This is a genomic window from Bacillus sp. CH30_1T (assembly GCF_008364765.1).
GTDB lineage: Bacteria > Bacillota > Bacilli > Bacillales > Bacillaceae_B > Rossellomorea.
Genome location: NZ_VTUY01000001.1, coordinates 657,609 through 681,677 on the forward strand (window position 1 = coordinate 657,609; position 24,069 = coordinate 681,677).

At 43.7% G+C, this 24,069-nt stretch carries 22 protein-coding genes; 2 read left to right on the plus strand and 20 right to left on the minus strand.

From position 1 onward, the window contains the following. Positions 1 to 150: 150 nt before the first annotated feature. From F0342_RS03030 to F0342_RS03060, 7 genes are all read right to left on the minus strand, one after another. The gene (locus tag F0342_RS03030) at positions 151 to 1,302 is read right to left on the minus strand and encodes a CamS family sex pheromone protein (RefSeq protein WP_149154551.1); all 1,152 of its coding nucleotides are present in this window, start codon (positions 1,300 to 1,302) and stop codon (positions 151 to 153) included. Positions 1,303 to 1,317: 15 nt separating this feature from the next. Next, positions 1,318 to 3,324: an NAD-dependent DNA ligase LigA gene (ligA, locus tag F0342_RS03035; RefSeq protein ID WP_149154552.1), complete on the minus strand. Its 2,007-nt coding sequence runs from the start codon at positions 3,322 to 3,324 to the stop codon at positions 1,318 to 1,320. Positions 3,325 to 3,404: 80 nt separating this feature from the next. Continuing rightward, positions 3,405 to 5,630 carry a DNA helicase PcrA gene (gene pcrA, locus F0342_RS03040; protein ID WP_149154553.1) on the minus strand — a complete coding sequence of 742 codons (2,226 nt, stop codon included), beginning with the start codon at positions 5,628 to 5,630 and terminating at the stop codon, positions 3,405 to 3,407. Positions 5,631 to 5,713: 83 nt separating this feature from the next. Then, the gene (gene pcrB, locus F0342_RS03045; protein WP_149154554.1) at positions 5,714 to 6,418 is read right to left on the minus strand and encodes a heptaprenylglyceryl phosphate synthase; all 705 of its coding nucleotides are present in this window, start codon (positions 6,416 to 6,418) and stop codon (positions 5,714 to 5,716) included. A 166-nt stretch (positions 6,419 to 6,584) separates the two neighbouring features. Then, a complete protein-coding gene (locus F0342_RS03050; protein ID WP_149154555.1) occupies positions 6,585 to 6,884 on the minus strand; it encodes a YerC/YecD family TrpR-related protein in 300 nt (99 codons plus the stop codon). Between the two features lie 20 nt (positions 6,885 to 6,904). After that, positions 6,905 to 7,945: a DUF3048 domain-containing protein gene (locus F0342_RS03055; protein WP_149154556.1), complete on the minus strand. Its 1,041-nt coding sequence runs from the start codon at positions 7,943 to 7,945 to the stop codon at positions 6,905 to 6,907. 51 nt (positions 7,946 to 7,996) lie between these two features. Next, positions 7,997 to 9,736 carry an adenine deaminase C-terminal domain-containing protein gene (locus F0342_RS03060; protein ID WP_149154557.1) on the minus strand — a complete coding sequence of 580 codons (1,740 nt, stop codon included), beginning with the start codon at positions 9,734 to 9,736 and terminating at the stop codon, positions 7,997 to 7,999. 125 nt (positions 9,737 to 9,861) lie between these two features. Between F0342_RS03060 and F0342_RS25615 the strand changes: the two genes are divergently transcribed. Then, positions 9,862 to 10,311: a YgaP family membrane protein gene (locus F0342_RS25615; RefSeq protein ID WP_149154558.1), complete on the plus strand. Its 450-nt coding sequence runs from the start codon at positions 9,862 to 9,864 to the stop codon at positions 10,309 to 10,311. Between the two features lie 195 nt (positions 10,312 to 10,506). After that, positions 10,507 to 10,596, plus strand: a complete 90-nt coding sequence (locus tag F0342_RS25680; protein ID WP_348774862.1) for an EYxxD motif small membrane protein — start codon at positions 10,507 to 10,509, stop codon at positions 10,594 to 10,596. Here the strand turns inward: F0342_RS25680 and purD are convergent. The 13 genes from purD to purE form a co-directional block, all read right to left on the minus strand. Next, entirely contained in the window at positions 10,574 to 11,848 is a 1,275-nt protein-coding gene (gene purD / locus F0342_RS03070; RefSeq protein WP_149154559.1) for a phosphoribosylamine--glycine ligase, read from the minus strand. The two genes, F0342_RS25680 and purD, sit on opposite strands and share 23 nt — an antisense overlap. Before the next feature lie 216 nt (positions 11,849 to 12,064). After that, the gene (purH, locus tag F0342_RS03075; protein WP_149154560.1) at positions 12,065 to 13,600 is read right to left on the minus strand and encodes a bifunctional phosphoribosylaminoimidazolecarboxamide formyltransferase/IMP cyclohydrolase; all 1,536 of its coding nucleotides are present in this window, start codon (positions 13,598 to 13,600) and stop codon (positions 12,065 to 12,067) included. A 159-nt stretch (positions 13,601 to 13,759) separates the two neighbouring features. Next, positions 13,760 to 13,921 carry a hypothetical protein gene (locus tag F0342_RS24660; protein ID WP_188048375.1) on the minus strand — a complete coding sequence of 54 codons (162 nt, stop codon included), beginning with the start codon at positions 13,919 to 13,921 and terminating at the stop codon, positions 13,760 to 13,762. Positions 13,922 to 14,001: 80 nt separating this feature from the next. Next, positions 14,002 to 14,577 carry a phosphoribosylglycinamide formyltransferase gene (gene purN, locus F0342_RS03080; protein WP_149154561.1) on the minus strand — a complete coding sequence of 192 codons (576 nt, stop codon included), beginning with the start codon at positions 14,575 to 14,577 and terminating at the stop codon, positions 14,002 to 14,004. Positions 14,578 to 14,613: 36 nt separating this feature from the next. Then, on the minus strand, positions 14,614 to 15,642 hold the full coding sequence (gene purM, locus F0342_RS03085; RefSeq protein WP_149154562.1) for a phosphoribosylformylglycinamidine cyclo-ligase: 1,029 nt from the start codon (positions 15,640 to 15,642) through the stop codon (positions 14,614 to 14,616). An 11-nt stretch (positions 15,643 to 15,653) separates the two neighbouring features. After that, a complete protein-coding gene (gene purF / locus F0342_RS03090) occupies positions 15,654 to 17,075 on the minus strand; it encodes an amidophosphoribosyltransferase (RefSeq protein ID WP_149154563.1) in 1,422 nt (473 codons plus the stop codon). Beyond that, entirely contained in the window at positions 17,051 to 19,285 is a 2,235-nt protein-coding gene (purL, locus tag F0342_RS03095) for a phosphoribosylformylglycinamidine synthase subunit PurL (protein ID WP_149154564.1), read from the minus strand. The genes purF and purL overlap by 25 nt, the downstream gene beginning before the upstream one ends. Further along, a complete protein-coding gene (gene purQ, locus F0342_RS03100; RefSeq protein WP_149154565.1) occupies positions 19,269 to 19,955 on the minus strand; it encodes a phosphoribosylformylglycinamidine synthase subunit PurQ in 687 nt (228 codons plus the stop codon). Before purQ ends, purL begins: the two co-directional genes overlap by 17 nt. After that, the gene (gene purS / locus F0342_RS03105; RefSeq protein WP_149154566.1) at positions 19,952 to 20,206 is read right to left on the minus strand and encodes a phosphoribosylformylglycinamidine synthase subunit PurS; all 255 of its coding nucleotides are present in this window, start codon (positions 20,204 to 20,206) and stop codon (positions 19,952 to 19,954) included. The genes purQ and purS overlap by 4 nt, the downstream gene beginning before the upstream one ends. Beyond that, positions 20,194 to 20,919, minus strand: a complete 726-nt coding sequence (gene purC, locus F0342_RS03110) for a phosphoribosylaminoimidazolesuccinocarboxamide synthase (protein WP_149154567.1) — start codon at positions 20,917 to 20,919, stop codon at positions 20,194 to 20,196. The genes purS and purC overlap by 13 nt, the downstream gene beginning before the upstream one ends. Before the next feature lie 107 nt (positions 20,920 to 21,026). After that, positions 21,027 to 22,325, minus strand: a complete 1,299-nt coding sequence (gene purB / locus F0342_RS03115) for an adenylosuccinate lyase (protein WP_113968481.1) — start codon at positions 22,323 to 22,325, stop codon at positions 21,027 to 21,029. Beyond that, positions 22,322 to 23,482 carry a 5-(carboxyamino)imidazole ribonucleotide synthase gene (purK, locus tag F0342_RS03120; protein WP_188048376.1) on the minus strand — a complete coding sequence of 387 codons (1,161 nt, stop codon included), beginning with the start codon at positions 23,480 to 23,482 and terminating at the stop codon, positions 22,322 to 22,324. The genes purB and purK overlap by 4 nt, the downstream gene beginning before the upstream one ends. After that, a complete protein-coding gene (purE, locus tag F0342_RS03125) occupies positions 23,469 to 23,948 on the minus strand; it encodes a 5-(carboxyamino)imidazole ribonucleotide mutase (protein WP_149154569.1) in 480 nt (159 codons plus the stop codon). Before purE ends, purK begins: the two co-directional genes overlap by 14 nt. Positions 23,949 to 24,069: the final 121 nt, after the last annotated feature.

Below are 24,069 nucleotides of genomic sequence, written 5' to 3' on the forward strand. Positions count from 1 at the left end.
AAAAAATTTTATCAACCTAATTTTCATTTTATAAACCGAACTTTCAGGATATCGACCGTTCTAAAGGAATCGACTAATTTCCGGGAACCTCTATAGTCCTATCCCTCAATAAAAAAAGAACTAACCTATAAGATTAGTCCTTCTCCTCTTCTATTCATAAATGTGCAAATACGTTTCTTTACTGCCAGGCTTCTTCACGATCAGAGCTTCTGGTCCATAGGACGATGACACGAGGAGTTCCACGTCCCAGGTGTCCGGCGTCTGCTTGCTGATCATGCCGGAAAGATGCTGGGCAAATCCGATGGTTTCAGCTTTTCCTTGGAAGGACAGGGCTACCTCGAATTTCATATTGGACAGTTTCTGGTTTTGGTAAAGTGCTTGTCCCGTCAGACCCGTGTAAACAGGAAAGTATTTTTCGATATCTGTTTTCAGTTCGTTAAATACTTTGTAATCGTTTGGATGATTTTCCTGGGCTTCCGGAGAAGGGAATAAGTAAAATTCTTCATTAATTCCTTCCCAGTTTTGGATGCTGCTTTCGTTTGCTTCAACGGTTGTGTAGGCGAAGAAATGACCAGGGACGACCTGTTCTTTTGGAGCCTGTTTATAAAGTGAGATCGTGATCGGAACGTTTTGAAGTTCTTTTTTCTGACGAAGACGATTGAGGACTTCGTCGGCAATTCTCGCTCCTTGTTCCTTTAAGACTTCATTGCTAATGTTTTTTACTGTTCTTGTTCCAGATGAGAGATTGGTTTCGTACTGAACAGAATTTAACGACAGCGCGATTGCTACTCCACCCAGATGAACCTTATTGTCTTCTTTTTTCATTAAGTAATTATGTTCAATCACATGGGCTAAGTAAATGGGTGCGTTCTTATCTTGTGTCTGGACAGGGTTAAGCCCCATATTCTCAGATTCTTGAAGTCCTTTTTCTTTCAGCTGTTCACTTGTATATTTTCTTTGAAGCCAGCTATCAACTGTTTTCTTTGTGAGGAATTGGCCTTCTTTGAAGAAATATTCATCCGTTGAGAAACGATTTTGGGCTACCCTCAGCAAGCCCGTTTCGATTTCATTGATATCGTATCTTGATCCTAAATCATTGACGACGACTCCACGGGTTTTACTCGTTTCATACGGAAGCATCGTCTTATAGTATTCCTTGGATATCTGGAAGCTTGGAATGATCGCTTTTTTTGCTTCGCTATCTTGATTTTCCTGAACGACCTGATCCTGCTTTTCAAATGTCGGAGCACAGCCCCCTAGTAACAATAGTACGGAGAGAGCGACCGAAATCCCTTTTTTCATTACTTGTTACACCTCTTATCGGTTAAGTTCTTCCATCAGCTTGTCCTCATCCCATACTTCGATGTTCAACTCATTGGCTTTGGTAAGCTTTGATCCTGCTTCTTCCCCGGCGATGACAAGATCGGTTTTCTTACTGACACTGCCTGTAATTTTTCCACCGAGCATTTCTATTTTTTCTTTTGCCTCATTTCTGCTTAATCGTTCAATTTTCCCGGTTAATACAATGGTTTTTCCTGCAAAATAAGAGTCGACTTCACTTGCAGCTACCGGCTTCGGTCCTTTGTATTCAAGATTTACACCTGCATCCTTCAGTTCCTGGATCAGTTCTTTTACTTCATCATTTTCAAAATAGGCCACAATGGCATCAGCCATTTTATCGCCGATTTCGTTTACATTGGTTAGCTCTTCTTTGCCCAAGTTCATTAACTTATCCATCGATCCAAACTCTTGAGCCAATGTTTTCGCTGCTTTTGCTCCAACATGACGGATTCCAAGTCCAAAGAGCAATTTTTCCAGGGAATTGTCTTTTGAGTCTTGAATAGCATTCAATAGGTTATCTGCGGATTTTTCACCCATGCGCTCCAGTTGAAGTAGCTGCTCACGCTCTAATCGGTATAAGTCTGCCACATCTTCTATCAACTTCTCCCTGAATAACTGGCTGATCACTTTCTCCCCCAGACCATCGATGTTCATGGCATTTCGGGACACAAAGTGAATCAGACCTTCCCGAATCTGTGCAGGGCATTTAGGGTTGATGCAGCGAAGAGCGACTTCCCCTTCAAGTCTGACCAGGTCACTTTCGCATTCAGGACAATGAGTGGGCATATGAAATTCTTGTTCGTCACCCGTCCTCTTGTCTTCTAATACGTTGACCACTTCAGGGATGATATCACCGGCTTTTTTAATGACGACATGATCGCCGATTTTAATATCTTTTTCTCTAATAAGATCTTCATTATGAAGGGACGCGCGTTGAACGGTTGTACCAGCGACACGTACAGGCGCAAGTATCGCCGTCGGTGTCACAACGCCGGTACGGCCAACACTCAGTTCAATCTCTCTTAATACGGTTACCACTTCTTCAGCAGGGAACTTGAAAGCAATCGCCCAGCGTGGACTTTTTGCTGTCGTTCCGAGTTGTTTCTGCTGCTCCAGTGAATTGACTTTAATCACGATACCGTCAATGTCATATGACAGATTCGGACGTTGATCGGTCCATTTGCCGACAAAATCAATGACTTCTTCAATTGTCGCACATTGCTTCCGTTCAGGATTCGTTTTAAATCCGAGACTTTCTAATTTATCTAACCCTTCACTGTGAGAGTTGACCCCTGTATCTCCAATATCCGCTAATGCATATAAGAAGAGATCAAGATTTCGTGATGCTGCGATTTTAGGATCTAGCTGACGGAGGGAACCTGCTGCTGCATTGCGGGGGTTGGCAAAAGGCTCTTCCCCTTTTTCCTCTTTGATTTTATTTAACGCTTCGAAGGAACCTTTAGGCATAAAGGCTTCTCCACGAACTTCAAAGGAAATCTTTTCAGAAATCTTCAAAGGAATGGAACGGATGGTCTTAAGGTTCGATGTAATATCTTCTCCTATCGATCCGTCCCCCCTTGTGGCCCCCTGAGCAAAGACACCGTCTTCATAGCGAAGAGAAACAGCCAACCCATCAATTTTCAGCTCACATACATAGGAAAAGTCATCTCCAACGGCTTGACGGACACGACGATCAAAGTCTCTCAAATCCTCTTCATTGAAGGCATTCCCCAAGCTGAGCATCGGCGTCCGATGCTCCACTTTTTCAAAGGCGTCCAATATCGCTCCTCCTACACGCTGAGAAGGTGAATCGGCTGTTTTCAAATCAGGAAATTGATCTTCCAGTTCGATGAGTTCTCTCAACAGCTGATCATACTCAGAATCAGGAACAGATGGTTTATCAAGAACATGATATTCATAGTTATACTGATTTAACAATTCATGTAGTTCGTTTATTCGTTTTCCGGCTGATTGTCGATCCATTTCCACAACCCTTTCTTGCTAAAGTGTTCAGAATGATTGAGTTTAAGCCGGGAGTGAACTTCCCTCCCGACTTTAGATTGTTACGCTTTTTCTATAGGAGCGAATTTGGCAAGAAGACGCTTGATTCCCATCGGACTCGGGAAAGCAATGTCGAGCTCTACGCTGTCTCCGGATCCTTTCACACTAACAACCGTCCCTGTACCCCATTTCTTATGCTGGGCTTTGTCCCCTACTTGCCATGCAACAGACTCACCACCGGTTGTCGTTTGAACCGGTCGTGAAACAGGCTTACGCGAGGCAGGACGTGTTGGTGCTTTCGCCGCTGATTTCCCGAAAGGTGTGAAGGCACTCTTCTTCTCTGCCATCACATCATCCAACAGTTCAGCTGGAATTTCATTAATGAATCGGGACACAGGGTTCATTTTCGTCTGCCCGAAGAGTGTTCTCATTTGAGCATTTGTTAAATAGAGCTGTTCTTCTGCACGGGTGATCCCCACATAAGCCAGACGGCGTTCTTCTTCCATCTCATCTTCTTCCATGAGGGAACGACTGTGTGGGAAAACCCCTTCCTCCATCCCCATCAGGAATACGATAGGGAACTCAAGACCTTTTGCAGCATGAAGGGTCATCAGAATGACCGAGTCTTTTGGCTGATCATCTTCATCAAGCTTATCGATATCCGCCACTAGTGCCAGATCCGTTAAAAATGCAACAAGACTCTTGTCATCGTTTGTTTGCTCGAAGCTTTTCGTTACAGACAGGAACTCGTCCAAGTTCTCCAAGCGACTTTGAGACTCAATCGATTTTTCTGCTTTTAACATATCGATGTAACCGGATTTCTCCAGTATTTCTTCTACGAGCTCGGTTACGGACAGATATTCCTGCATGGCCGTATAGCCTTTCACCATTTCTTTGAATTCAATGACGGCTTTCGTGATTTTCGGACTTAGGCCGATAAAATCTGCCTCTTCTAACGCTCTGAACATGGAGATATCGTGATCCTGTGCATAACGGGCAATTTTATCTATAGAGGTTGCTCCTACACCCCGCTTCGGAACGTTAATGACACGTATAAGGCTGATGTCATCATCCGGGTTGGAGATGAGTCTCAGGTAAGCCAAAATGTCCTTGATCTCTTTACGGTCATAGAACTTGATGCCACCGACGATGGAGTATTCAATATTCGATTTTAAAAGAACTTCCTCCATCACACGGGACTGGGCGTTTGTTCGATAAAGGATGGCGAAATCGGAATATTTCCTCTTACCGCTTTCCGTCATCTCTTTGATTTTACCAGTCACAAATTGAGCTTCGGTCTGCTCAGTATCCGCTCTGAAATACGAAATCTTTTCACCGTCATGATTTTCGGTCCAAAGATTTTTCGGTTTACGATTCGAGTTCTTCTGGATTACTTCATTCGCCGCCTGCAGGATCCTCTTCGTTGAACGATAGTTTTGTTCAAGGAAAATAACGGTTGCTCTTGGATAATCCTTTTCAAAGGAAAGGATATTGGCAATGTCTGCCCCGCGCCAGCGATAAATCGATTGATCGGAATCCCCGACTACACACAAGTTCTGAAAGCGGGAAGCCAACAATTTTACAAGCATATATTGAGCTCTGTTCGTATCCTGATACTCATCTACATGGATGTATTGGAACTTTCTTTGATAGAATTCCAGGACTTCTGGTACACGCTGAAACAGTTGAATCGTCGTCATGATGAGATCATCAAAATCCAACGCTTGATTCTTGCGTAAACGCTTCTGATATTCTGTGTACACATCAGAGACAACTTGATCGTAATATCCCCCTACCTGTTTCGATAATTCTTCGGGAGTCGTCAGTTCATTCTTCGCAGAGCTGATGGATCCCAAAAGCGAGCGGGGATCAAACTTTTTCGGATCAATATTTTTTTCTTTTAAAATCGCTTTGATCACCGACTGCTGATCTGTAGAATCAAGGATCGTAAAATTCCGGTTCATCCCTATGCGATCAATATCACGTCGCAGGATTCGCACACACATGCTGTGGAAGGTTGAGATCCAGATGTTCTCAGAAGCCCCTCCAAGTATGTTATGAATACGATCCTTCATCTCTCTCGCTGCTTTATTTGTAAAGGTAATCGCTAAAATGTTATAAGGATTGACTCCTTTTTCCACCATCAGATACGCAATTCGATGCGTCAATACTCTTGTCTTACCGGAGCCTGCCCCTGCCATGATCAGTAACGGCCCTTCAGTCGCCTTCACAGCTTCTGCCTGCTCAGGATTCATTCCATTCAACAATCGATCAGTCAAAAATTGCATACTCTCACACCACCATAACGAACGTACGTTCTATATTTGTATTCCATTATATCCTACTTAGGGACGGACATCCAGTTTAATCCTTATCCCTTCACTGCTTTTACTGCTTTTACTGCTTTTACTGTTTTTAACGCTTCTTTCAAATTGTCATATACAGCATTTCCTACTACGACAACATCTGACACTGCAGCCATTTCCTTCGCCTGCTGGACGGTTTTAATGCCGCCACCATAGAATAATGTTGTATTTTCCAGTGAATCTCTTACCTCTTTCACCGTTTCAACATTCCCATATGTACCACTGTACTCCAGGTAAAAGATTGGCAGGTTGAACATTCTTTCTGCCATCATGGCATATGCTGCCGCGTCTTCACTTGAAATATCTGTATCTGCCTCCGTAACCTGGGCCGCCTTACAGTTTTTGTTTAATATACAATATCCTTCTACAAGGATTTCATCCCAATTCATGATTTCCCCATATTCCTTTACAGCCTGGTGATGCAATCCTGTCACCCAATTCATGTTCGAGCTGTTCATCACCATCGGAATGAAATATAAATCGAAGCCCGGAGTAATCGACTCCAAATTAGATACCTCCAGAATACAAGGAACAGTATATCGTCTCACCCGTGCCATCAAATCAAGAACCTTTTCAAGGGTTACACCGTCCGTTCCCCCTACAATAATGGCGTCAGTCCCTGATTCACATACAGCTTCTAAATCTCCATCATCGATTGTCTTATTCGGATCTAGTTTAAATACATGGCTCCACTTTTGGACATCATACATGCTTTGTTCCTCCATTCATACATCCATCTAACGTATTATATCATTTGTAAGAAGGAGCCGCATCACCTCGTCTATTGTTAAAGTTTGTATGAGTCGAGGGGCAGACCAATGAAATCCCTACACAAAAAACAAAGACCGCTCATCATGACGATAGCGGTCCCTTCTATTATTTTTCTTCCTGATGCACACGATCCAACACCAATTCGTAGGCATCATTTCCGTAGTTTAAGCAACGCTTCACACGTGAAATGGTTGCGGTGCTTGCACCAGTTTCTGTTTCAATCTTATGATATGTTTTCCCACCCTGCAGCATACGTGCTACTTCAAGGCGCTGAGCAAGAGATTGAATTTCATTGATTGTGCAAAGGTCATCGAAGAAACGATAACACTCTTCAAGATCTTGTAGAGATAGAACGGCGTTGAATAACTGATCTAGCTCCTTGCCTCTTAGTTTATTTATTTGCATAAAAAGACTCCTTTTTCCATCTATTCTTGATATGATACCGCCCCCGCCAAGCCTTCAGAACTTGGAATGATATTGATCCACGTAGATCCTTTTCGTAAACTGACAGGTTCATTATTTTCAAATGGTAGAATTCTACCATCTACGTTCCTCCATTGAACTTCCCGGAGTTTTCCTTCTTGAATCAGGTACGCATTCCCGCCTGATTCAAAATCAATGTTTCGTCTGCCAGCATCGTCGACTATTTTATGAGATGCTTCCACTATAAAGAGATTTTCTACTAAAACAGGATCTTTGGAATCGTAATCGATGGTCTGTTCACCATTTGAGTAACGCTCGTATTTGCCCTCTTCTTCGTTGAAATCATACACTACGTTAAACAGCGGATTATTGTTATATGAAATCATGACAGATTGGGATGCTTCTCCGCTTACCGGCCCTTTATCACTAAAGTTTAATGCTTCCGGCGGACGTTCCATATCAAAGTCATTCTGCTCCGCTCCCTCTTGGATATGCTCGAAGGAGATATAAGAATTATGAGGAGCCTTACGGAAGCTTGCACGCTTGAACAGCGTTCCATCATATTTCATGCCGTTTAAATTGTCAATGAAACCGCTGGTAAGCATTTCCTGTGCATCGGGACTGTATCCATGAGCAACATATAGACTATCATATCCTTTGGCAAGTTCCACATAGTAATCTCTGGCACTTCGTACAGGACCGATTTCTTCAGGCTTTTGGCTTTGATATATGGCCAGGAATCGAGTGACATCCCCTTCTGCCAGGACTTCATACACAATGTCTGCTTTTGAAAGGCCTGATTGGGGACGCGCCTTCGGGTGATTATTCACCATGACAGCAACTGCTCGCGCCGTGAATTTTTTCTCTTGTACCTCACCTGTTAACGGTGATTGATTTTTCTCTTCCGTTTCTACGCCTGTCTCCTCTGTCACAACTGGAGTTGCAGCTTCTTCTTTATCAGATTCTTTCTTTATCTCTTTATCTGAACTACATGCGACAAGTGTAAACGAGCTTAAAGCAATAATCAAAGCTCTTTTCAGCATGTTTTAGACACCCCTATTTTTTAGAAATCCTTTTCCCTATACTTTACTATTTTAACGCATTATCGTTGGAAAGAGTACCGTTTTCTTCATTACATCATAGATTCCCTTTTGTGTCATCCGTATATAAGGCAGATGGGTAGACTGAAGGAATAGCAGAGTATAAATGGGATCCGAAAAGCGATATCCTCTTTCTTTTAATAACCCTTTAAGCATTTTTTCTTCCTCGATAAGGTCCGGCATCTCTTTATGAGAGAGCAGGCCGCTTAATGGAAGTGGTATTTCGTGAAGGACTTCACCCTTCTCTGTCAAAACAATTCCGCCTCCTATTTCCTTCATTCGTTTAAAGGCAGCAATCATATCTGACTTGTTTTTACCAATTAAAATGATGTCCCCTGTATTTGAATAGGAGGAAGCAAAGCCCATGACACCTCTTGAGAATCCTTTGATCATTGTGCTGATTCTCCATTCTCCCTTTCGATCCAGAAGCATGAGGAACGATTGATCATGATCAAGATCCAGCTCCTCCGTAGATGGATTAATGGATATGGAATAAGGCTTGGTAATGACATCGTTCACCATTTCAATTCCAAAAGGCATGGAAAACTGGAGGTCATCATATCCCACTTCCCAATTCAGGGATAATGGTTTAAATCCGTTTGTTTCCCAGTTTATTTCTGTGGAATCTTCTATTTGTTCGCCATCTCTGCGTACCCACTCCCCTTTTGAGAGAACGGAAATCGGAGTTGGGTCATCAATTGCCGAAAGGAAGTTAATATTAGCCACTCTGCCTGTAGCGATCATCCCATGCAAGTGAGGGATGTGATAATAATTGGCGACGTTGTAACTAGCCATATTATATGCTTCGATTGGGGGTATGCCCTTATTGATCGCCATTTTTATCATGAAATCCAATACACCCTGTTCATAAAAGCCTGGTGTCGATCCATCCGTTGTAAACAGTAAGGAATCATATGAATCGATGCCTTTTTCTTTTAACCCGTCAAAAAGGACCGGCAAATCCGGTCGGATGGAGGAGTGGCGCAATGTGACGGTCAGCCCTTGAATAAGCCTCTTATAGACGTCTTCACCAGTCATGGCTTCATGATCACCATCAATTCCCAATAAACGAAGCTTTGCAATGGTTTTGTCAGATGCTCCGGGCAGATGTCCTTCAACGATCTTGCCCATTCTTTTTGCTTCCTGCATCCAGTGGAGAATCAGATCATCTCCCTGGAGCAGTCTCGGCCAGGCGGTCAGTTCTCCTCCTTGAAGCACGGAATCATGTTCCAGCCATGATTTCACTTCTCCATTTGAAAAGGTTACCTCTTCATTCGCCATCTCCGTTTGAGAATCGAATCTTGTCCACCAATACATAGTGACGGGCATTTTATTAAACTCTCCCAATAAAGAAAACGCTTTCTTTTTTTCCAATTGCAAAAACATCATCAGGTTATCATTTACGAATGTCGTTGTACCAGTTTGGGATGCATACTTGGAAAAAGATTGGGGATTATAAAGCTGAAACGGATGTACATGCGGTTCGATATATCCGGGAACGAGGTACTGTGAATCACAGTCCACTATTTGGCATTTCTCAAGGTTTTCCGGAAGCTGATCGCCTGTATAAACAATTCGATCACGGTAAACCCAAATGTGTCCCTGCACCCATTTCTTTAGAGTCGAGTGAAGGTACGTTGCATTCTTTAAAAGAATGCTCGGAGATATTTCTCCGTTCAGTACTTGTACATGTTCTCGTAGTTGTTTGTTCTTCCATCTGTAGCGCTGTTCCAATGTGAACACTCCTCTAGTGGAATGGTATTAGTTTAAGTTTCATTTTATGTTAACATATTTTACTATTTAACGCATTAACGGTTTACAACAATTATGTGAATTTTCTATTAAGGAGGAGTTTACAAATGAAAGTATCATCAAACATCGGGATTATCAATGCCCTTATCCGCATCACCGTTGGTTTCACGATTCTTGCCTGGAGCACATCAAAGCTTGCGAGACGTCCTTGGAGAGACTCTTATCTTGTGATGGCTGTGATTGGTGCCATGAAAGTAGGGGAAGGAATTCTTCGCTACTGCCCTGTTACAGCCCTATTTGAAAAAGGCGCAGAGGGAAATGGTGGAAGCGGTGGATTCGGCGGATTCAAAGCGAAGGATATAATGAACTTTAAAGACATGCTGAAATCCGACAAATCAACAGATCACAAAGATCACAACCCAACAAACGCACCCAAACAAGACCCTCTGGACAATACCAAAAAAGAATCCAACTTCAATCCCGAAGAACTCACCAACAAAGAAGTCCAGGCAGCGTTAAATGGTGACAACAAGGAAGGGACGGACCCTCTTTCTTAGGAATATTAAAAATATAAGGGTGCAGAAATTCCCTTCCGCTTCCCCATTTAAAGGCATTTTCACCTGATTTATATTCCGCTAATAGCAAGAGTGCCGAGGTCCGTCCCTCAAAAAAAGGGTGAGACCTGGCACTCATGATTAATATATTAATGAATAAGGAGTTGCTCAATTATGTTTTGGGAATATTTAACAGATATGTCTTATGTGTTGTTTTCCCTGATTGGCGGCATTATTGCCATTGCTTTTGTTTATGTTCGCAGAACTAGGAAGAGACGTGTTCGATAGCTTTCTTCCCGATATCTCTTCTGTAGAACAACCCATTCCAATCTACCTTATCTAATTCTTTATACACTTTAGCCTGCGCTTTTTCCACAGAAGATGCAGAGGAAGCTACAAGTAACACTCTCCCACCATTTGAAACAAGGGCTGATTCAGCACTCTGCTCGGTTCCAGCATGGTATACAAGGGTTTCTTCATCCATTGACTCATCAAGGTTAGGAAGGGCTATTCCTTTTGCATAATCGCCCGGATAGCCATCAGCCGCTAATACAACACCCAGAACAGCATCTTGTGACCATTCTAAATGCACAGGCTTGCCTTCGATCATATTCTTCAAAACAAGACCAAAGTCAGAAGTCAAACGCGGCAGTACGACCTGGGTTTCCGGATCGCCAAATCGCGCATTGAATTCGATGACCTTTGGACCTTCATTTGTGAGCATCAGACCTGCGTAAAGAATGCCGGTAAACGAGCGATTTTCCTTTACCATCGCTTGAGCCGTCGGATACAGAACAGTTGAAATCGCTTCTTGTACGACATCGTCCGAAATATGTGGAACCGGGGAATAGGCACCCATTCCGCCAGTATTCGGTCCTTGATCACCATCAAAGGCACGCTTATGATCCTGTGCAATCACCATTGGATAAACGGATTCACCATGTACAAAGGCCATCAAAGAAAACTCTTCCCCAAACAGACACTCTTCTACTACCACTTTAGAAGAAGCATCACCAAACTTTTCATCAAGAAGCATTTCCTCCAATGCGCTGATCGCTTCTGTTTCCGTTTCAGCAACCACCACGCCCTTGCCGGCTGCCAATCCATCCGCCTTCACCACAATCGGAGCGCCTACCTCTTTTACATATTCGATTGCTTTCTCAACCCTAGTGAACACTTCATATTTGGCCGTTGGAATATTATATTTTTTCATTAATTCTTTAGAGAACGATTTGCTTCCTTCTATGATGGCCGCTTCTTTGGTCGGTCCAAATATGTGCAGGTCTTCTTTCTGGAAGCGATTTACGATCCCATCCAATAATGGGGTTTCAGGACCTACAAAGGTATAAGCGATGTGCTCTTTTTTGGCAAAAGCAATGAGATCATTCACATCGGATTCACTGTAAGGAAGATTCGTCGCAACACTTGCAATACCTGCATTTCCGGGTGCACAGAACACCTCTGTCACACTTTCACTTTCCGCTAACTTCTTACATATCGCATGCTCGCGACCACCGCGACCGATAACAAGTACTTTCATCTTGAAAAGCCCCCTTTTTAAGAAAACCTCTCCTACCTGAGTTGAAGATGAGGAGAGGTTGTATGTGTATGTGGAATGGATCTATGGTTAGGTGAGGTCCGTCCCTCAACCCACAATCTGACTAATCACTCAGTTCCCAACAAATCGTTCCCCCACATGGTTTATACGGTAGTTTCACAAAAACTTCTTTCTATGATTGAAGGTCCGTCCCTCACATTAATGTTTGAAGTGGCGGATTCCGGTGAAGACCATGGTGATGCCGTGTTGTTCGGCTTTTTTGATGGAGTCTTCGTCCCGGATGGAGCCTCCTGGCTGGATGATGGCTGTTACGCCTGCTTTGGCTGCTGCCTCTACGGTGTCATCCATTGGGAAGAATGCATCGGAAGCCATCGCTGCCCCTTTTGCTTTTTCCCCTGCCTGCTCGAGGGCTATGTTTGCAGCACCTACTCGGTTCATTTGTCCTGCCCCTACTCCAACCGTCATATGAGCATCCGTTACAACGATTGCATTGGATTTCACATGCTTCACAACTTTCCAACCCAGTTTCATACTTGCCCACTCTTCTTCTGTCGGCTCACGTTTGGTTACCACTCTCAGATCTGCATCATCGAGGGTAAATGTATCATCTGCCTGAACAAGCAATCCACCTTCAACGGTTGTTAATTTACGTTCAATTTTGTTTGTGGATTCAAATGGAACAGTCAATAAACGGATATTCTTCTTGCTTGTAAGAATCTCAAATGCTTCATCGCTAAAAGCAGGAGCGATGACGATCTCCAAGAAGATTTCATGAAGCTGTTTGGCTGTCTCTTCATCCACAATACGGTTCAGAGCCACGATTCCACCAAAAATAGATGTAGAATCGGCTTCATAGGCTTTAGAAAAAGCTTCATTAATCGTAGTACCTACTCCAACACCACATGGATTCATATGCTTGACTGCTACAGCAGCTGGTTCAGTAAACTCTTTCACAATTTGAAGAGCCGCATTTGCGTCATTGATATTATTATAAGAGAGCTCTTTTCCGTGAAGCTGTCTTGCCATGGCTACAGAGAATTCAGACCCAAGTGGTGCACGGTAGAAAGAAGCTTGTTGATGAGGGTTTTCCCCATAGCGCAGTGTTTGTTTTAACTCGTACGTTCTTGTAAAACGCTCTGGGTTTTCTTCACCTGAAATGTCTGTCATGTACTCAGCGATATATGCATCATAGGCTGCCGTATGACGGAACACCTTAGCCGCCAGCTTACGGCGTTTTTCTAACGATAATTCCCCTTGGAGCTTTAACTCCTCAATGACTTCATCGTAGTCAAGCGCATCGACTACCACAGTAACATACTGATGATTTTTCGCTGCTGCCCTCAGCATCGTCGGACCGCCGATATCGATATTCTCAATCGCTGCTTCTACGCCGACATTCGGTTTAGCGATGGTATGTTGAAAAGGATAAAGGTTGACACATACCAGGTCGATTCCTTCAATTCCTTGTTCCTGAAGCTGCTGGCGATGGCTTTCTTCATCTCGTTTCGCGAGGAGTCCACCGTGGATATTGGGGTGAAGTGTTTTAACGCGTCCCTCTAATATTTCCGGGAAACCTGTTACTTCTTCTACTCCCATCACTTCAACGTCACTTTCCAGAAGAAGCTTCTTTGTTCCACCTGTCGAAATGATTTCGTACCCAAGTGACTTTAATTCTTTAGCAAATTCGATTACTCCGCTTTTATCTGAAACACTGATTAATGCTCTCTTTTTCAATGTCTGATCCTCCTCTGCCTGCTGTAATGCTGATTTTATTTCATTATTTGGTTGAATTTGAAATGGATTTGCGGTTTTTCATAAAATTTATGGGTGGAAAGGCAGAGTGTGGTTTATGAAACGTGTATCTGGGCTGTTTTGTTTATTCATTGCACCCGTTTAGGTGAGTGTTGTGCCACTTTTTGGACAAACTTGTGCCACTTTACGCTTTTGTTGTGCCACTTTCGAGCAATCTTGTGCCACTTTACGCTTTTGTTGTGCCAAATTGTGAATACCGAACCCAGATTTTACCGTATGCCCAAGCTTCACTGCTCCACCCATTACTTAAAATTTGAATCCAAACCCAAGGTCCGTCCCTCACCACTTTACCGAACTACCACAATAAAGTAGTCTTCCGTTGCCTAGTGGCCTGTGGTAAGAAAGAGGTGGTTGAGGGTGGTTGGATACAGGTGGTGTTCGACGTGCTGGATTTTGTCCTGGAGTGATTGTTTGGTTTCGCCTGTTGTGACCCGGACGATTTCCTGTGCGATGATCTCTCCTGTATCCATCCCGGCGTCTACATAGTGAATGGTGACACCGGTGATCTTCACTCCACCCTCTATGGCTTGACCGATAGCATCTTTTCCTGGAAAGGAAGGAAGAAGGGAAGGATGAATATTCACGATCCGTCCTCCGAAGCTTTCCAATAAAGTGGGCCCGATCAACCTCATATATCCTGCTAATACAATAAAATCAACACCCAAATGAGCCAGTTCATTTAGGATTTCCTGTTCAAATGCCTGCTTGTTTTCGTAATCTTTTGCACGGAAGACGAAAGTCGGAATCCCTGCTGATTGAGCACGGTGAATCACGAACGCTCCCGGCTGGTCACAGACAAGAAGTTTAATATTCGCTTTCAGTGTTCCACCTTGAACAGCATCTACCAATGCTTGAAAATTACTTCCGCTTCCTGATGCAAAAATGGCAATTTGTCTCATGACTCGCCCCCGATATTGACTTACTCATCCTTCATTTCAACGAACGAAACGTACTCCATTTCCAGAGGTCACACGTCCGATGATAAAGGCTTCTTCTCCTTGTCCGTTGAAGAATTGAAGAATGTCTTCTGCTTCCTTTTCCTCAACCGCTAATACAAATCCAATTCCCATGTTAAAAATGTTGTACATTTCGCTGCGGGGAATTTCCCCATAGTGTTCAAGGGCCGTGAAAATGCTTGGGATATCCCAGCTGCCTTCCGTAATGTCCGCTTGCAAATGATCCGGCAGCATCCGCGGGATATTTTCAATGAAGCCACCGCCTGTAATATGGGACATACCCTTGATGGAGAATTGTTTCAGTGCCGCTAATACTGGTTTCACGTAGATCTTGGTTGGTGTAAGTAACGCTTCTTTTAGTGTGGTCCCGACTTCTGGTAATGATTCTTCCAAAGAGAACGACTGATCTTCGAAGAATACTTTTCGTACTAAAGAGTACCCATTACTGTGTATACCACTTGAACCCAGTCCGACTAACACATTTCCTTCAGAAATTTTTTCGCCTGTGATGACCTCTTTTTTTTCACAAGCGCCTACTGCAAAGCCAGCGATATCATATTCTTCATCAGAATACATACCAGGCATCTCGGCGGTTTCCCCACCGATCAGCGCACAGCCAGCCATTTCACATCCGTCCGCAATACCCTTTACAATACCTTCTATCTTCTCTGGAAGTGCTTTTCCAGTCGCTATATAATCTAAGAAATACAGTGGTTCCGCTCCCTGAACAACAATGTCATTCACACACATGGCAACACAATCGATCCCGATTGTATCGTGTTTGTCTGCCATGAAGGCAAGCTTCAGCTTCGTTCCGACTCCATCTGTACCTGATACAAGAACAGGCTCTTTTAAATTCAAAGAAGATAAATCAAACATTCCGCCAAAACTGCCTAATTGACCAAGAACCCCTTCTCGAGCGGTTCTTTTCACATGCTTTTTAATACGGTCGACTGACTCGTATCCCGCTTCAATATCTACTCCTGCTTGACGATACGCATTTGCCATCATGATTCCCCCTATTTCACTAACTCTTTTTCATGTGGATGAAGTGTATCCGGGTAGATTTCCGTTGGATACTTTCCTGTAAAGCAAGCCAAGCATTGACCTCGATTTTCTGACGAATCATTTCGGTCGATTGCTTTTAACACACCGTCTGTACTCAAGAAGGTCAGGGAGTCGGCTCCGATGATCTGACGCATTTCCTCCACTGAATTGGAAGAAGCGATCAGCTCTTCATGAGTCGATGTATCAATGCCATAGAAACATGGGTTTTTGATGGGTGGCGAACTGATGCACACATGAACTTCCTTGGCTCCTGCTTCTTTCAACATGCTGACGATTCGTCTACTTGTTGTTCCACGAACGATCGAATCGTCTACCATTACCACGCGCTTTCCTTCTACCACTCCTCTGACCGGTGAAAGCTTCATCTTCACCCCTTGCTCACGCAGAGATTGAGAAGGCTGTATAAATGTGCGCCCTACATAACGGTTCTTAATAAGACCCAATTCGTATGGAATTCCTGACGCTTCTGCATAGCCGATCGCACTTGAAATACTGGAGTCAGGTACACCTGTTACAACATCCGCTTCAATCGGTGCTTCTTTCGCGAGTTCAATTCCCATTCTTTTTCTGGCGGAATGGACGTTGATCCCTTGAATATTGCTGTCTGGTCTTGAGAAGTATACGTATTCCATCGTACACATCGCATTCCCACCTGAAAAACTAAACCGTTCTGAGGTCAATCCCTCATCATTGATGATCACAAGCTCTCCCGGCTCGATATCCCGTACAAATTCAGCCCCTACGATATCAAAGGCACAAGTTTCAGAAGCTACGCAGTAAGCATCCCCAAGCTTACCAAGTGATAATGGACGAAGACCGTGCGGATCCAGAGCCACCATCATTTCTGTTTCCGTCATCACCACAAATGCATAGGCGCCCTTCAACATGGTCAGCGCATTTTTCACGCGGTCCTTCAAGTTGAAATAGCCGCTTCTTTTAATCAAGTGAGCTAACACTTCTGTATCTGAACTTGTTTGAAAAATACTCCCCTGTCCTTCAAGCTGATGCTTCAAGGCGTTCGCATTGACCAGATTTCCATTATGAGCAAGAGCAAGGCTGCCATTTTGTGAGTTGAAAAGGAGAGGCTGAACATTTTCATAGCCTCCGCCCCCGGCTGTAGCATATCGTACATGACCGATGGCTGAATCCCCTTCAAGTTTCTCGATGGTACCTTCCTGGAACACTTCCGTTACAAGACCTTCCCCTTTTAAGCAACGTAACTTCTCACCATCTGAAACGACAATTCCAGTGCCTTCTTGTCCTCTATGTTGTAAACTATGAAGTCCGTAATACGTAATTTGTGCAGCATTGGGGTGTCCCCAAATACCAAACACTCCACATTCTTCGTTTAAACCTTTGATTTCAGCAGGCATGGGATGGCTCCTTTCCAGGCTGACTCTAATTCCTCTACAGATGCTTGTAAGATGACGTCTCCATTTTCTGATGACACGTTGATTGTTCCATGATCTGCTACATTTCCAATTACCTTCGCATCTGGAACAAGTTTCTCAAACTCCTCTTTGTTTTCAGGTTTGACTGAAACGATGAAACGTGATTGTGTTTCACTGAAAAGATCTGCCACTTTGTTTTCTCCAGAAACCTGAACGTTTGCCCCTAGTCCTTTTGTTCCGAAAGTCGATTCCGCAAGAGCAACAGCGAAACCACCTTCAGCGATATCATGTGCAGATGCCACAAGCCCTTTTTGGATAGCTTCTAACAACTGCATTTGACGGCGAAGCTCTGTTTTTAAGTCAATTTTCGGTGCCTGACCGAAGATCTTTCCTTCAGTCAGCTTTTGAAGCTCACTTCCGCCAAACTCTTCATGGGTTTCACCAACCACAAAGATATAATCTCCAGCTTCCTTGAAGCTTTGAGTTGTAATATGATCAACGTCCTCGATCAACCCAACCATTCCTACGACCGGTGTTGGATAAACGGCAGTACCCATCGATTCGTTATAAAGGGAAACATTCCCACCGATGACTGGAGTGGAAAGCTCACGACAAGCTTCACTCATCCCGTCAACAGACTTCTCGATCTGCCAGAAGATTTCCGGTTTCTCTGGACTCCCGAAGTTTAAGCAGTCCGTAATCGCCAGTGGAATCGCTCCTGAACAAACGATATTACGTGCCGCTTCCGCTACAGCGATCTTTCCTCCGACCTCTGGATCCAGGTAAAGGTAACGGGAATTACAATCAGTTGTCATGGCAAGGGCTTTTCTAGTGCCACGTACCCGTACAACCGCTGCATCAGAACCCGGGCTCACAACCGTACTCGTTCTTACTTGATGATCATATTGATCGTATACCCATTCTTTACTCGCAATCGTCGGCTGCTGCAAGAGCGCCTTGAGAGTTTCTTTATAATCGTCTACTTTTGGAGCCCCAGTTTCCATTGCTTGAAACTCTTTATAGTAAGCCGCCTCTTGAGATGGCTTATGATAAACAGGTGCTTCCTCAGCAAGTGCATCAACCGGCACATCTGCCACGACTTCTCCTTTATGAAGAAGACGAAGACGTTTATCATCTGTTACTTTTCCGATCGAAACTGCCTCTAAGTCATATTTTGAAAAAAGATCAACGATTTCTTGCTCGCGGCCTTTTTCAACGACGATCAGCATACGCTCCTGGGATTCTGAAAGCATCATTTCATATGCCGTCATGCCTCTTTCACGCTGCGGGACAAGATCAAGATTCATTTCGATACCGGATCCTGCTTTACTTGCCATTTCAGCGGATGAACTTGTAAGACCAGCTGCTCCCATATCCTGAATTCCCACAAGAGCATCGTTTTGAACAAGTTCCAAACACGCTTCAAGAAGTAATTTTTCCATGAATGGATCTCCCACTTGAACCGCTGGACGCTTCTCTTCTGATCCTTCATTTAATTCCTCGGATGCGAAAGTTGCTCCGTGAATTCCATCGCGACCTGTTTTCGCTCCAACATACATGACTGTATTGCCGACACCATGTGCCTGACCTTTTTTAATATCTTTATGATCGATCAAGCCGACACACATAGCGTTTACAAGAGGGTTTCCTTCGTAAGAGGCATCGAATTGAACTTCCCCTCCGACCGTTGGGATCCCGATACAGTTTCCATACCCGGCAATACCTGCTACGACTTCTTTAAATAGATACTGAACACGAGGAGAATCCAGCTCTCCAAAGCGTAAAGAGTTGAGGAGTGCGATAGGTCTTGCCCCCATCGAGAATACGTCTCGTATAATACCCCCGACACCCGTTGCCGCTCCTTGGAAAGGCTCAATGGCTGACGGATGATTGTGACTCTCGATTTTGAACACCACTGCTTGATCATCGCCAATATCAACAATTCCAGCTCCTTCTCCAGGTCCTTGAAGAACCCGTTCACCTGTCGTTGGAAACTTCATCAGTACAGGCTTCGAATTTTTATAGCTGCAATGCTCTGACCACATAACAGAGAAAAGACCGGTCTCTGTGTAGTTCGGTGTTCTTCCTAAGATGTTTTCCACCATTGAAAATTCTTCGTCTGTTAAACCCATCTCACGATAAAGCTGCTCTTCTTTAACTTTTGTTGAAGTTGGTTCAAGCATTAACGACATGTTTTTCCCTCCAGTGTTTCACAATCGATTGAAATAGTTTCTTCCCGTCTTCACTACCTAATAAAGTGTCCATGGCACGCTCAGGGTGAGGCATCATCCCAAGCACATTTCCTGCTTTATTTGTGATCCCCGCAATATTTCCAACGCTTCCGTTCGGATTTTCATCCGTATATGTGAATACAATTTGATTGTTTTCCTTAAGTGTAATCATGGTCTCTTCATCACAGAAGTAATTACCTTCACCGTGAGCGATCGGAATTTGGATCACATCATTTTTTTCATACCCATTCGTAAACATCGTTTCATTATTTTCAACGGTTAACGGTACCGTTTTACAAATGAACTTCAAGCTATCATTCCGGCGCATGGCCCCAGGTAACAACCCTGTTTCCAGTAAAACCTGAAATCCGTTGCATACACCCAGAACTGGCTTACCTTGCTCTGCCGCTTTCACGACCTCTTTCATGACGTTCGAGAAACGGGCAATCGCTCCTGAACGAAGGTAATCCCCGTATGAGAATCCCCCTGGTAATAGAATCGCATCATAGTTTTCCAGATTGTCAGCATCGTGCCAAACATATTCAACTTCTTCACCGATTTCGTCTTTGATCGCATGGTACATATCAATGTCACAGTTAGAGCCTGGGAATACAATTACTGCAAACTTCATTGAGCGACACTCTCCTCGATTTCATATCGGTAATCCTCGATAACAGGATTGGCAAGTAGTCGATGACACATTTCTTCAACTGTCGCTTCGATGTTTTCAACACTTGATGGAAGAGTCAACTCCATATACTTCCCGACGCGCACATCTTCAACATGTTTAAATTCCATTGAATGCAGCGCTTGTTTCACAACACTTCCTTGAGGATCTAATACACTTTCTCTTAATGTGATATAAACTTTTACTTTGTACATAGCTTGTTTCCTCCTAAGCGTTCTAAAATGATTGAGTATACTTCCGTTAAACTGCCTATATCTCTTCTGAAAACATCTTTATCAAGCTTTTGGTTTGTTTTTGCGTCCCACAAACGGCATGTGTCGGGTGAGATTTCATCCCCTAATATAATCGCTCCGTTACGGTCTTTCCCAAACTCTAATTTGAAATCTACAAGGGTGACTCCTGCTTCTTTGAAAATCCCTTGAAGAACCTCATTCACACCAAGCGCCATTGTTCTGATCTCAACCCGTTCTTCCCGAGAAGCAATCTCAAGGTAATCAATGTGATCATCCGTAATAAGCGGATCCCCCAGATCATCATCCTTATAGTAGAATTCGATGATAGGCTTTTGAAGTGGGGTCCCTTCTTCTTTTCCAAGCCGTTTTGACAGACTTCCCGCAATCACATTGCGAACCACGACTTCAAGTGGGATGATTCGTACACGTTTGACTAGCTGCTCATCATCCGATAACTGTTTAATAAAGTGACTCTGTATACCTTTTTCAGCAAGCTTTGAAAATAGCAAGCTAGAAATCTTATTATTTAATACCCCTTTGCCATCGATATCCGCTTTCTTCTCCCCGTTAAAAGCAGTGGCAGAATTCTTATACTGAATCCAAACGACTTCCTCATCTTGTGTGGCGAAAATCTGCTTCGCTTTGCCTTCATATAAAAGCGTTCCTTTTTCCATATGAAATCCCCCTTATCGCTGAATATTGCCAATCTTCAGTCTATATTTTCATAAAAAAAGGAAGGGATTCTGCTAAAACCCCCGCCTTATTCATTTGTCAGAAGGACTTATTCCACTAAGCCGCAACGTTCAAAAATCGTATCTACATGCTTCAAGTGATAGTTATAATCGAAGCAATCATCAATGTCAGCCGGCGAAAGCTTGGACGTGATGGTTGCATCCTCTTCAATAAGAGAACGGAAGGCCACTTGCTTCTCCCACGCTTCCATTGCTTTCGGCTGAACCGTATCATAAGCTTCTTCACGCGTCATCCCTTTATCGATAAGGGCTAAAAGGACACGTTGTGAGTAAATCAAACCAAGCGTACGATCCATATTGCGCTGCATATTTTCCGGGAATACCGTTAAGTTCTTGATGATATTTCCGAAACGGTTCAGCATATAATTTAAAGCAATCGTCGCATCCGGAAGGATTACACGCTCTGCTGATGAGTGAGAGATATCACGCTCATGCCATAGAGGTACGTTCTCATAAGCTGTCAGCATGTATCCTCTGATTACACGCGCCATTCCCGTCATATTCTCGGAACCGATCGGGTTACGCTTATGGGGCATAGCCGATGATCCTTTTTGACCCTTAGCGAAGAACTCTTCCACTTCACGTGTTTCACTCTTCTGAAGACCGCGAACCTCAACAGAAAACTTCTCGATGGAAGTGGCAATCAATGCAAGTGTCCCCATGTAATGAGCATGACGATCACGCTGTAAGGTTTGTGTAGAAACGGGCGCCGGCTTGATCCCCAGCTTTTCACACACGTATGACTCTACAAATGGATCGATATTGGCATACGTTCCAACGGCACCGGAAATCTTCCCGAATTCCACTCCATCTGCCGCTGCTTTGAATCGCTCTACATTACGCTTCATCTCTTCATACCAAAGTGCAAGCTTTAAACCGAAAGTAGTCGGTTCAGCATGAACTCCATGCGTACGCCCCATCATGACCGTATGTTTGTGCTCGATTGCTTTGTTCTTTAAAATTTCTACGAATCGCTCTAAGTCTTTTAGAATGATGTCGTTGGCCTGCTTTAATTGATAAGAGAGAGCTGTATCCACCACGTCAGTAGAAGTCAGTCCGTAATGAACCCATTTTCTTTCTTCTCCGAGGGTTTCAGAAACCGCTCTGGTAAAAGCTACAACATCGTGTCGCGTTTCTTCTTCGATTTCTTTAATACGATCTACATTGAATCCGGCATTCTCACGAATCTTCGCAACATCCTCTTTCGGAATGTCCCCGATTTCAGCCCAAGCTTCACATGCCAAAATTTCTACTTCAAGCCATGCTTGAAAACGATTTTCCTCTGTCCAAATTGCTCCCATTTCAGGGCGTGTATAACGTTCTATCATACCAGTCGTCCTCCGATCTTTTCTTGCACCTTCCAAATACCAGCTTCGTTTATAGTTGTCAATGTCTCTTCAATATCATTTGTTAAAAGAGTTGCATGTCCCATCTTACGTTTCGGCTTCGGTACATCCTTACCGTATAGATGAATAAACCAGTCTGGATGCTTTGGAATAGCCTTCATAATAGGCTCGATATGCTCTCCTAATAGGTTAACCATCACAGCGTTCTTTAATAAGGTGGGTTGAACAAGCGGCCAGTTACAAACAGCTTTGATATGTTGGGCGAATTGTGAGTAGTCACACGCTTCAATTGAATAATGACCTGAATTATGAGGTCTGGGAGCCAGTTCATTAATGAAGATTTCTCCATCCTCCGTCAGGAACATTTCAATCGCGAGCGTTCCCACAAGGTCAAGGGTCTCACTTATTCTCTTCGCCATCTCGATCGCTTTATCTGACACTTCTTTGCTCACCCTTGCCGGAGCAATCGTTTCATGTAAAATATTATCCACATGAATATTTTCCACTACCGGAAAGTTGGTTTGATGTCCATCGGGATTTCGTGTCACGATGACGGATAACTCTTTTTCAAAAGGTATCCATTTCTCTAACACACAAGGCCCGTTCTCCAATAAAGCAGCGGCTTCTTCTACCCCGCTCTCTTCACGAATCACATATTGCCCTTTTCCGTCATAACCACCTCTGGATGTTTTCAGAACCACTGGATAGCCAAGCTTTTCTATATTATCATAGATATCCTGTTGTTGTTTAATCACAGCATACGGTGCTACTTTCACCCCTGCAAGTGTTAGGGCTTCCTTTTCCATGATGCGATCCTGTGTAATGCGGATCAGCTCTGCTCCTTGAGGTAAAAAGGCACGCTCCGACAACCATTTAAGTGCTTCATAATCGATGTTTTCAAATTCATATGTGATCACGTCACACTCTTCTGCCAATCTATAAAGGGCATCATACTGGTCAAAGCCGGCCGTGATCACAAGATCTGCCACTTGGGCACATGGTGATTGAGGTGCCGGGTCTAAAACTGCCACTCGAAAGCCATTTTGTTTTGCAGCAAGGGCCATCATTCGTCCAAGCTGTCCTCCACCAATGATCCCAATCATCTGTCCCGGTAAAATCGTCTTCTTATTCAAGGTCATCACTGCTTTCCAACACCTTTTCCCGTAACGCGTCTCTTCTATTTTCTAAAGTAGCGGCCAACTCTGTATTTTCTATAGAAAGGATTTGTGCTGCTAAAAGCCCGGCGTTTGTAGCTCCAGCCTTCCCAATCGCAACCGTCGCGACCGGAACGCCCCCTGGCATCTGCACGATCGACAACAACGAATCCATCCCATTCAGGGCTTTCGATTGTACCGGAACCCCTATCACAGGTAATGTCGTCTTCGCTGCCACCATTCCAGGTAAGTGAGCAGCACCTCCTGCACCTGCAATAATGACTTTCACTCCTCGATTTCTGGCACCTTCAGCAAACTCAAACATAAAATCTGGCGTCCTGTGAGCCGATACAACTCGTTTTTCAAATGGAATCTCTAACTCTTGCAATACCTCACACGCATGCTTCATTGTTTCCCAGTCCGATGTACTTCCCATGATTACTGATATCATAATGGTAACAGGCACCTCCCGTAATTTACCTTAATCCCTTTTAACAAAAAATACCCAGATCAATTGTTCTCTACTTTTTTGAGAGAAAGCAATTGATCTGGGTATTTTACAGAGAATGGTC

Bases quoted from the DNA above. Each gene is read 5' to 3' on its own strand.
- purQ (WP_149154565.1), bottom strand. From the start codon at position 19,955: ATGAAGTTTGCAGTAATTGTATTCCCAGGCTCTAACTGTGACATTGAT.
- purL (WP_149154564.1), bottom strand. From the start codon at position 19,285: ATGTCGTTAATGCTTGAACCAACTTCAACAAAAGTTAAAGAAGAGCAG.
- purF (WP_149154563.1), bottom strand. From the start codon at position 17,075: ATGCCTGCTGAAATCAAAGGTTTAAACGAAGAATGTGGAGTGTTTGGT.
- purD (WP_149154559.1), bottom strand. From the start codon at position 11,848: ATGAAAGTACTTGTTATCGGTCGCGGTGGTCGCGAGCATGCGATATGT.
- purN (WP_149154561.1), bottom strand. From the start codon at position 14,577: ATGAGACAAATTGCCATTTTTGCATCAGGAAGCGGAAGTAATTTTCAA.
- F0342_RS03030 (WP_149154551.1), bottom strand. From the start codon at position 1,302: ATGAAAAAAGGGATTTCGGTCGCTCTCTCCGTACTATTGTTACTAGGG.
- F0342_RS24660 (WP_188048375.1), bottom strand. From the start codon at position 13,921: ATGGGTGGAGCAGTGAAGCTTGGGCATACGGTAAAATCTGGGTTCGGT.
- ligA (WP_149154552.1), bottom strand. From the start codon at position 3,324: ATGGATCGACAATCAGCCGGAAAACGAATAAACGAACTACATGAATTG.
- purK (WP_188048376.1), bottom strand. From the start codon at position 23,482: ATGACCTTGAATAAGAAGACGATTTTACCGGGACAGATGATTGGGATC.
- purS (WP_149154566.1), bottom strand. From the start codon at position 20,206: ATGTACAAAGTAAAAGTTTATATCACATTAAGAGAAAGTGTATTAGAT.
- purC (WP_149154567.1), bottom strand. From the start codon at position 20,919: ATGGAAAAAGGAACGCTTTTATATGAAGGCAAAGCGAAGCAGATTTTC.
- pcrB (WP_149154554.1), bottom strand. From the start codon at position 6,418: ATGTATGATGTCCAAAAGTGGAGCCATGTATTTAAACTAGATCCGAAT.
- pcrA (WP_149154553.1), bottom strand. From the start codon at position 5,630: ATGCAATTTTTGACTGATCGATTGTTGAATGGAATGAATCCTGAGCAG.
- purM (WP_149154562.1), bottom strand. From the start codon at position 15,642: ATGGCAAATGCGTATCGTCAAGCAGGAGTAGATATTGAAGCGGGATAC.
- F0342_RS03055 (WP_149154556.1), bottom strand. From the start codon at position 7,945: ATGCTGAAAAGAGCTTTGATTATTGCTTTAAGCTCGTTTACACTTGTC.
- purB (WP_113968481.1), bottom strand. From the start codon at position 22,325: ATGATAGAACGTTATACACGCCCTGAAATGGGAGCAATTTGGACAGAG.
- F0342_RS03050 (WP_149154555.1), bottom strand. From the start codon at position 6,884: ATGCAAATAAATAAACTAAGAGGCAAGGAGCTAGATCAGTTATTCAAC.
- purE (WP_149154569.1), bottom strand. From the start codon at position 23,948: ATGATATCAGTAATCATGGGAAGTACATCGGACTGGGAAACAATGAAG.
- F0342_RS25615 (WP_149154558.1), top strand. From the start codon at position 9,862: ATGAAAGTATCATCAAACATCGGGATTATCAATGCCCTTATCCGCATC.
- F0342_RS25680 (WP_348774862.1), top strand. From the start codon at position 10,507: ATGTCTTATGTGTTGTTTTCCCTGATTGGCGGCATTATTGCCATTGCT.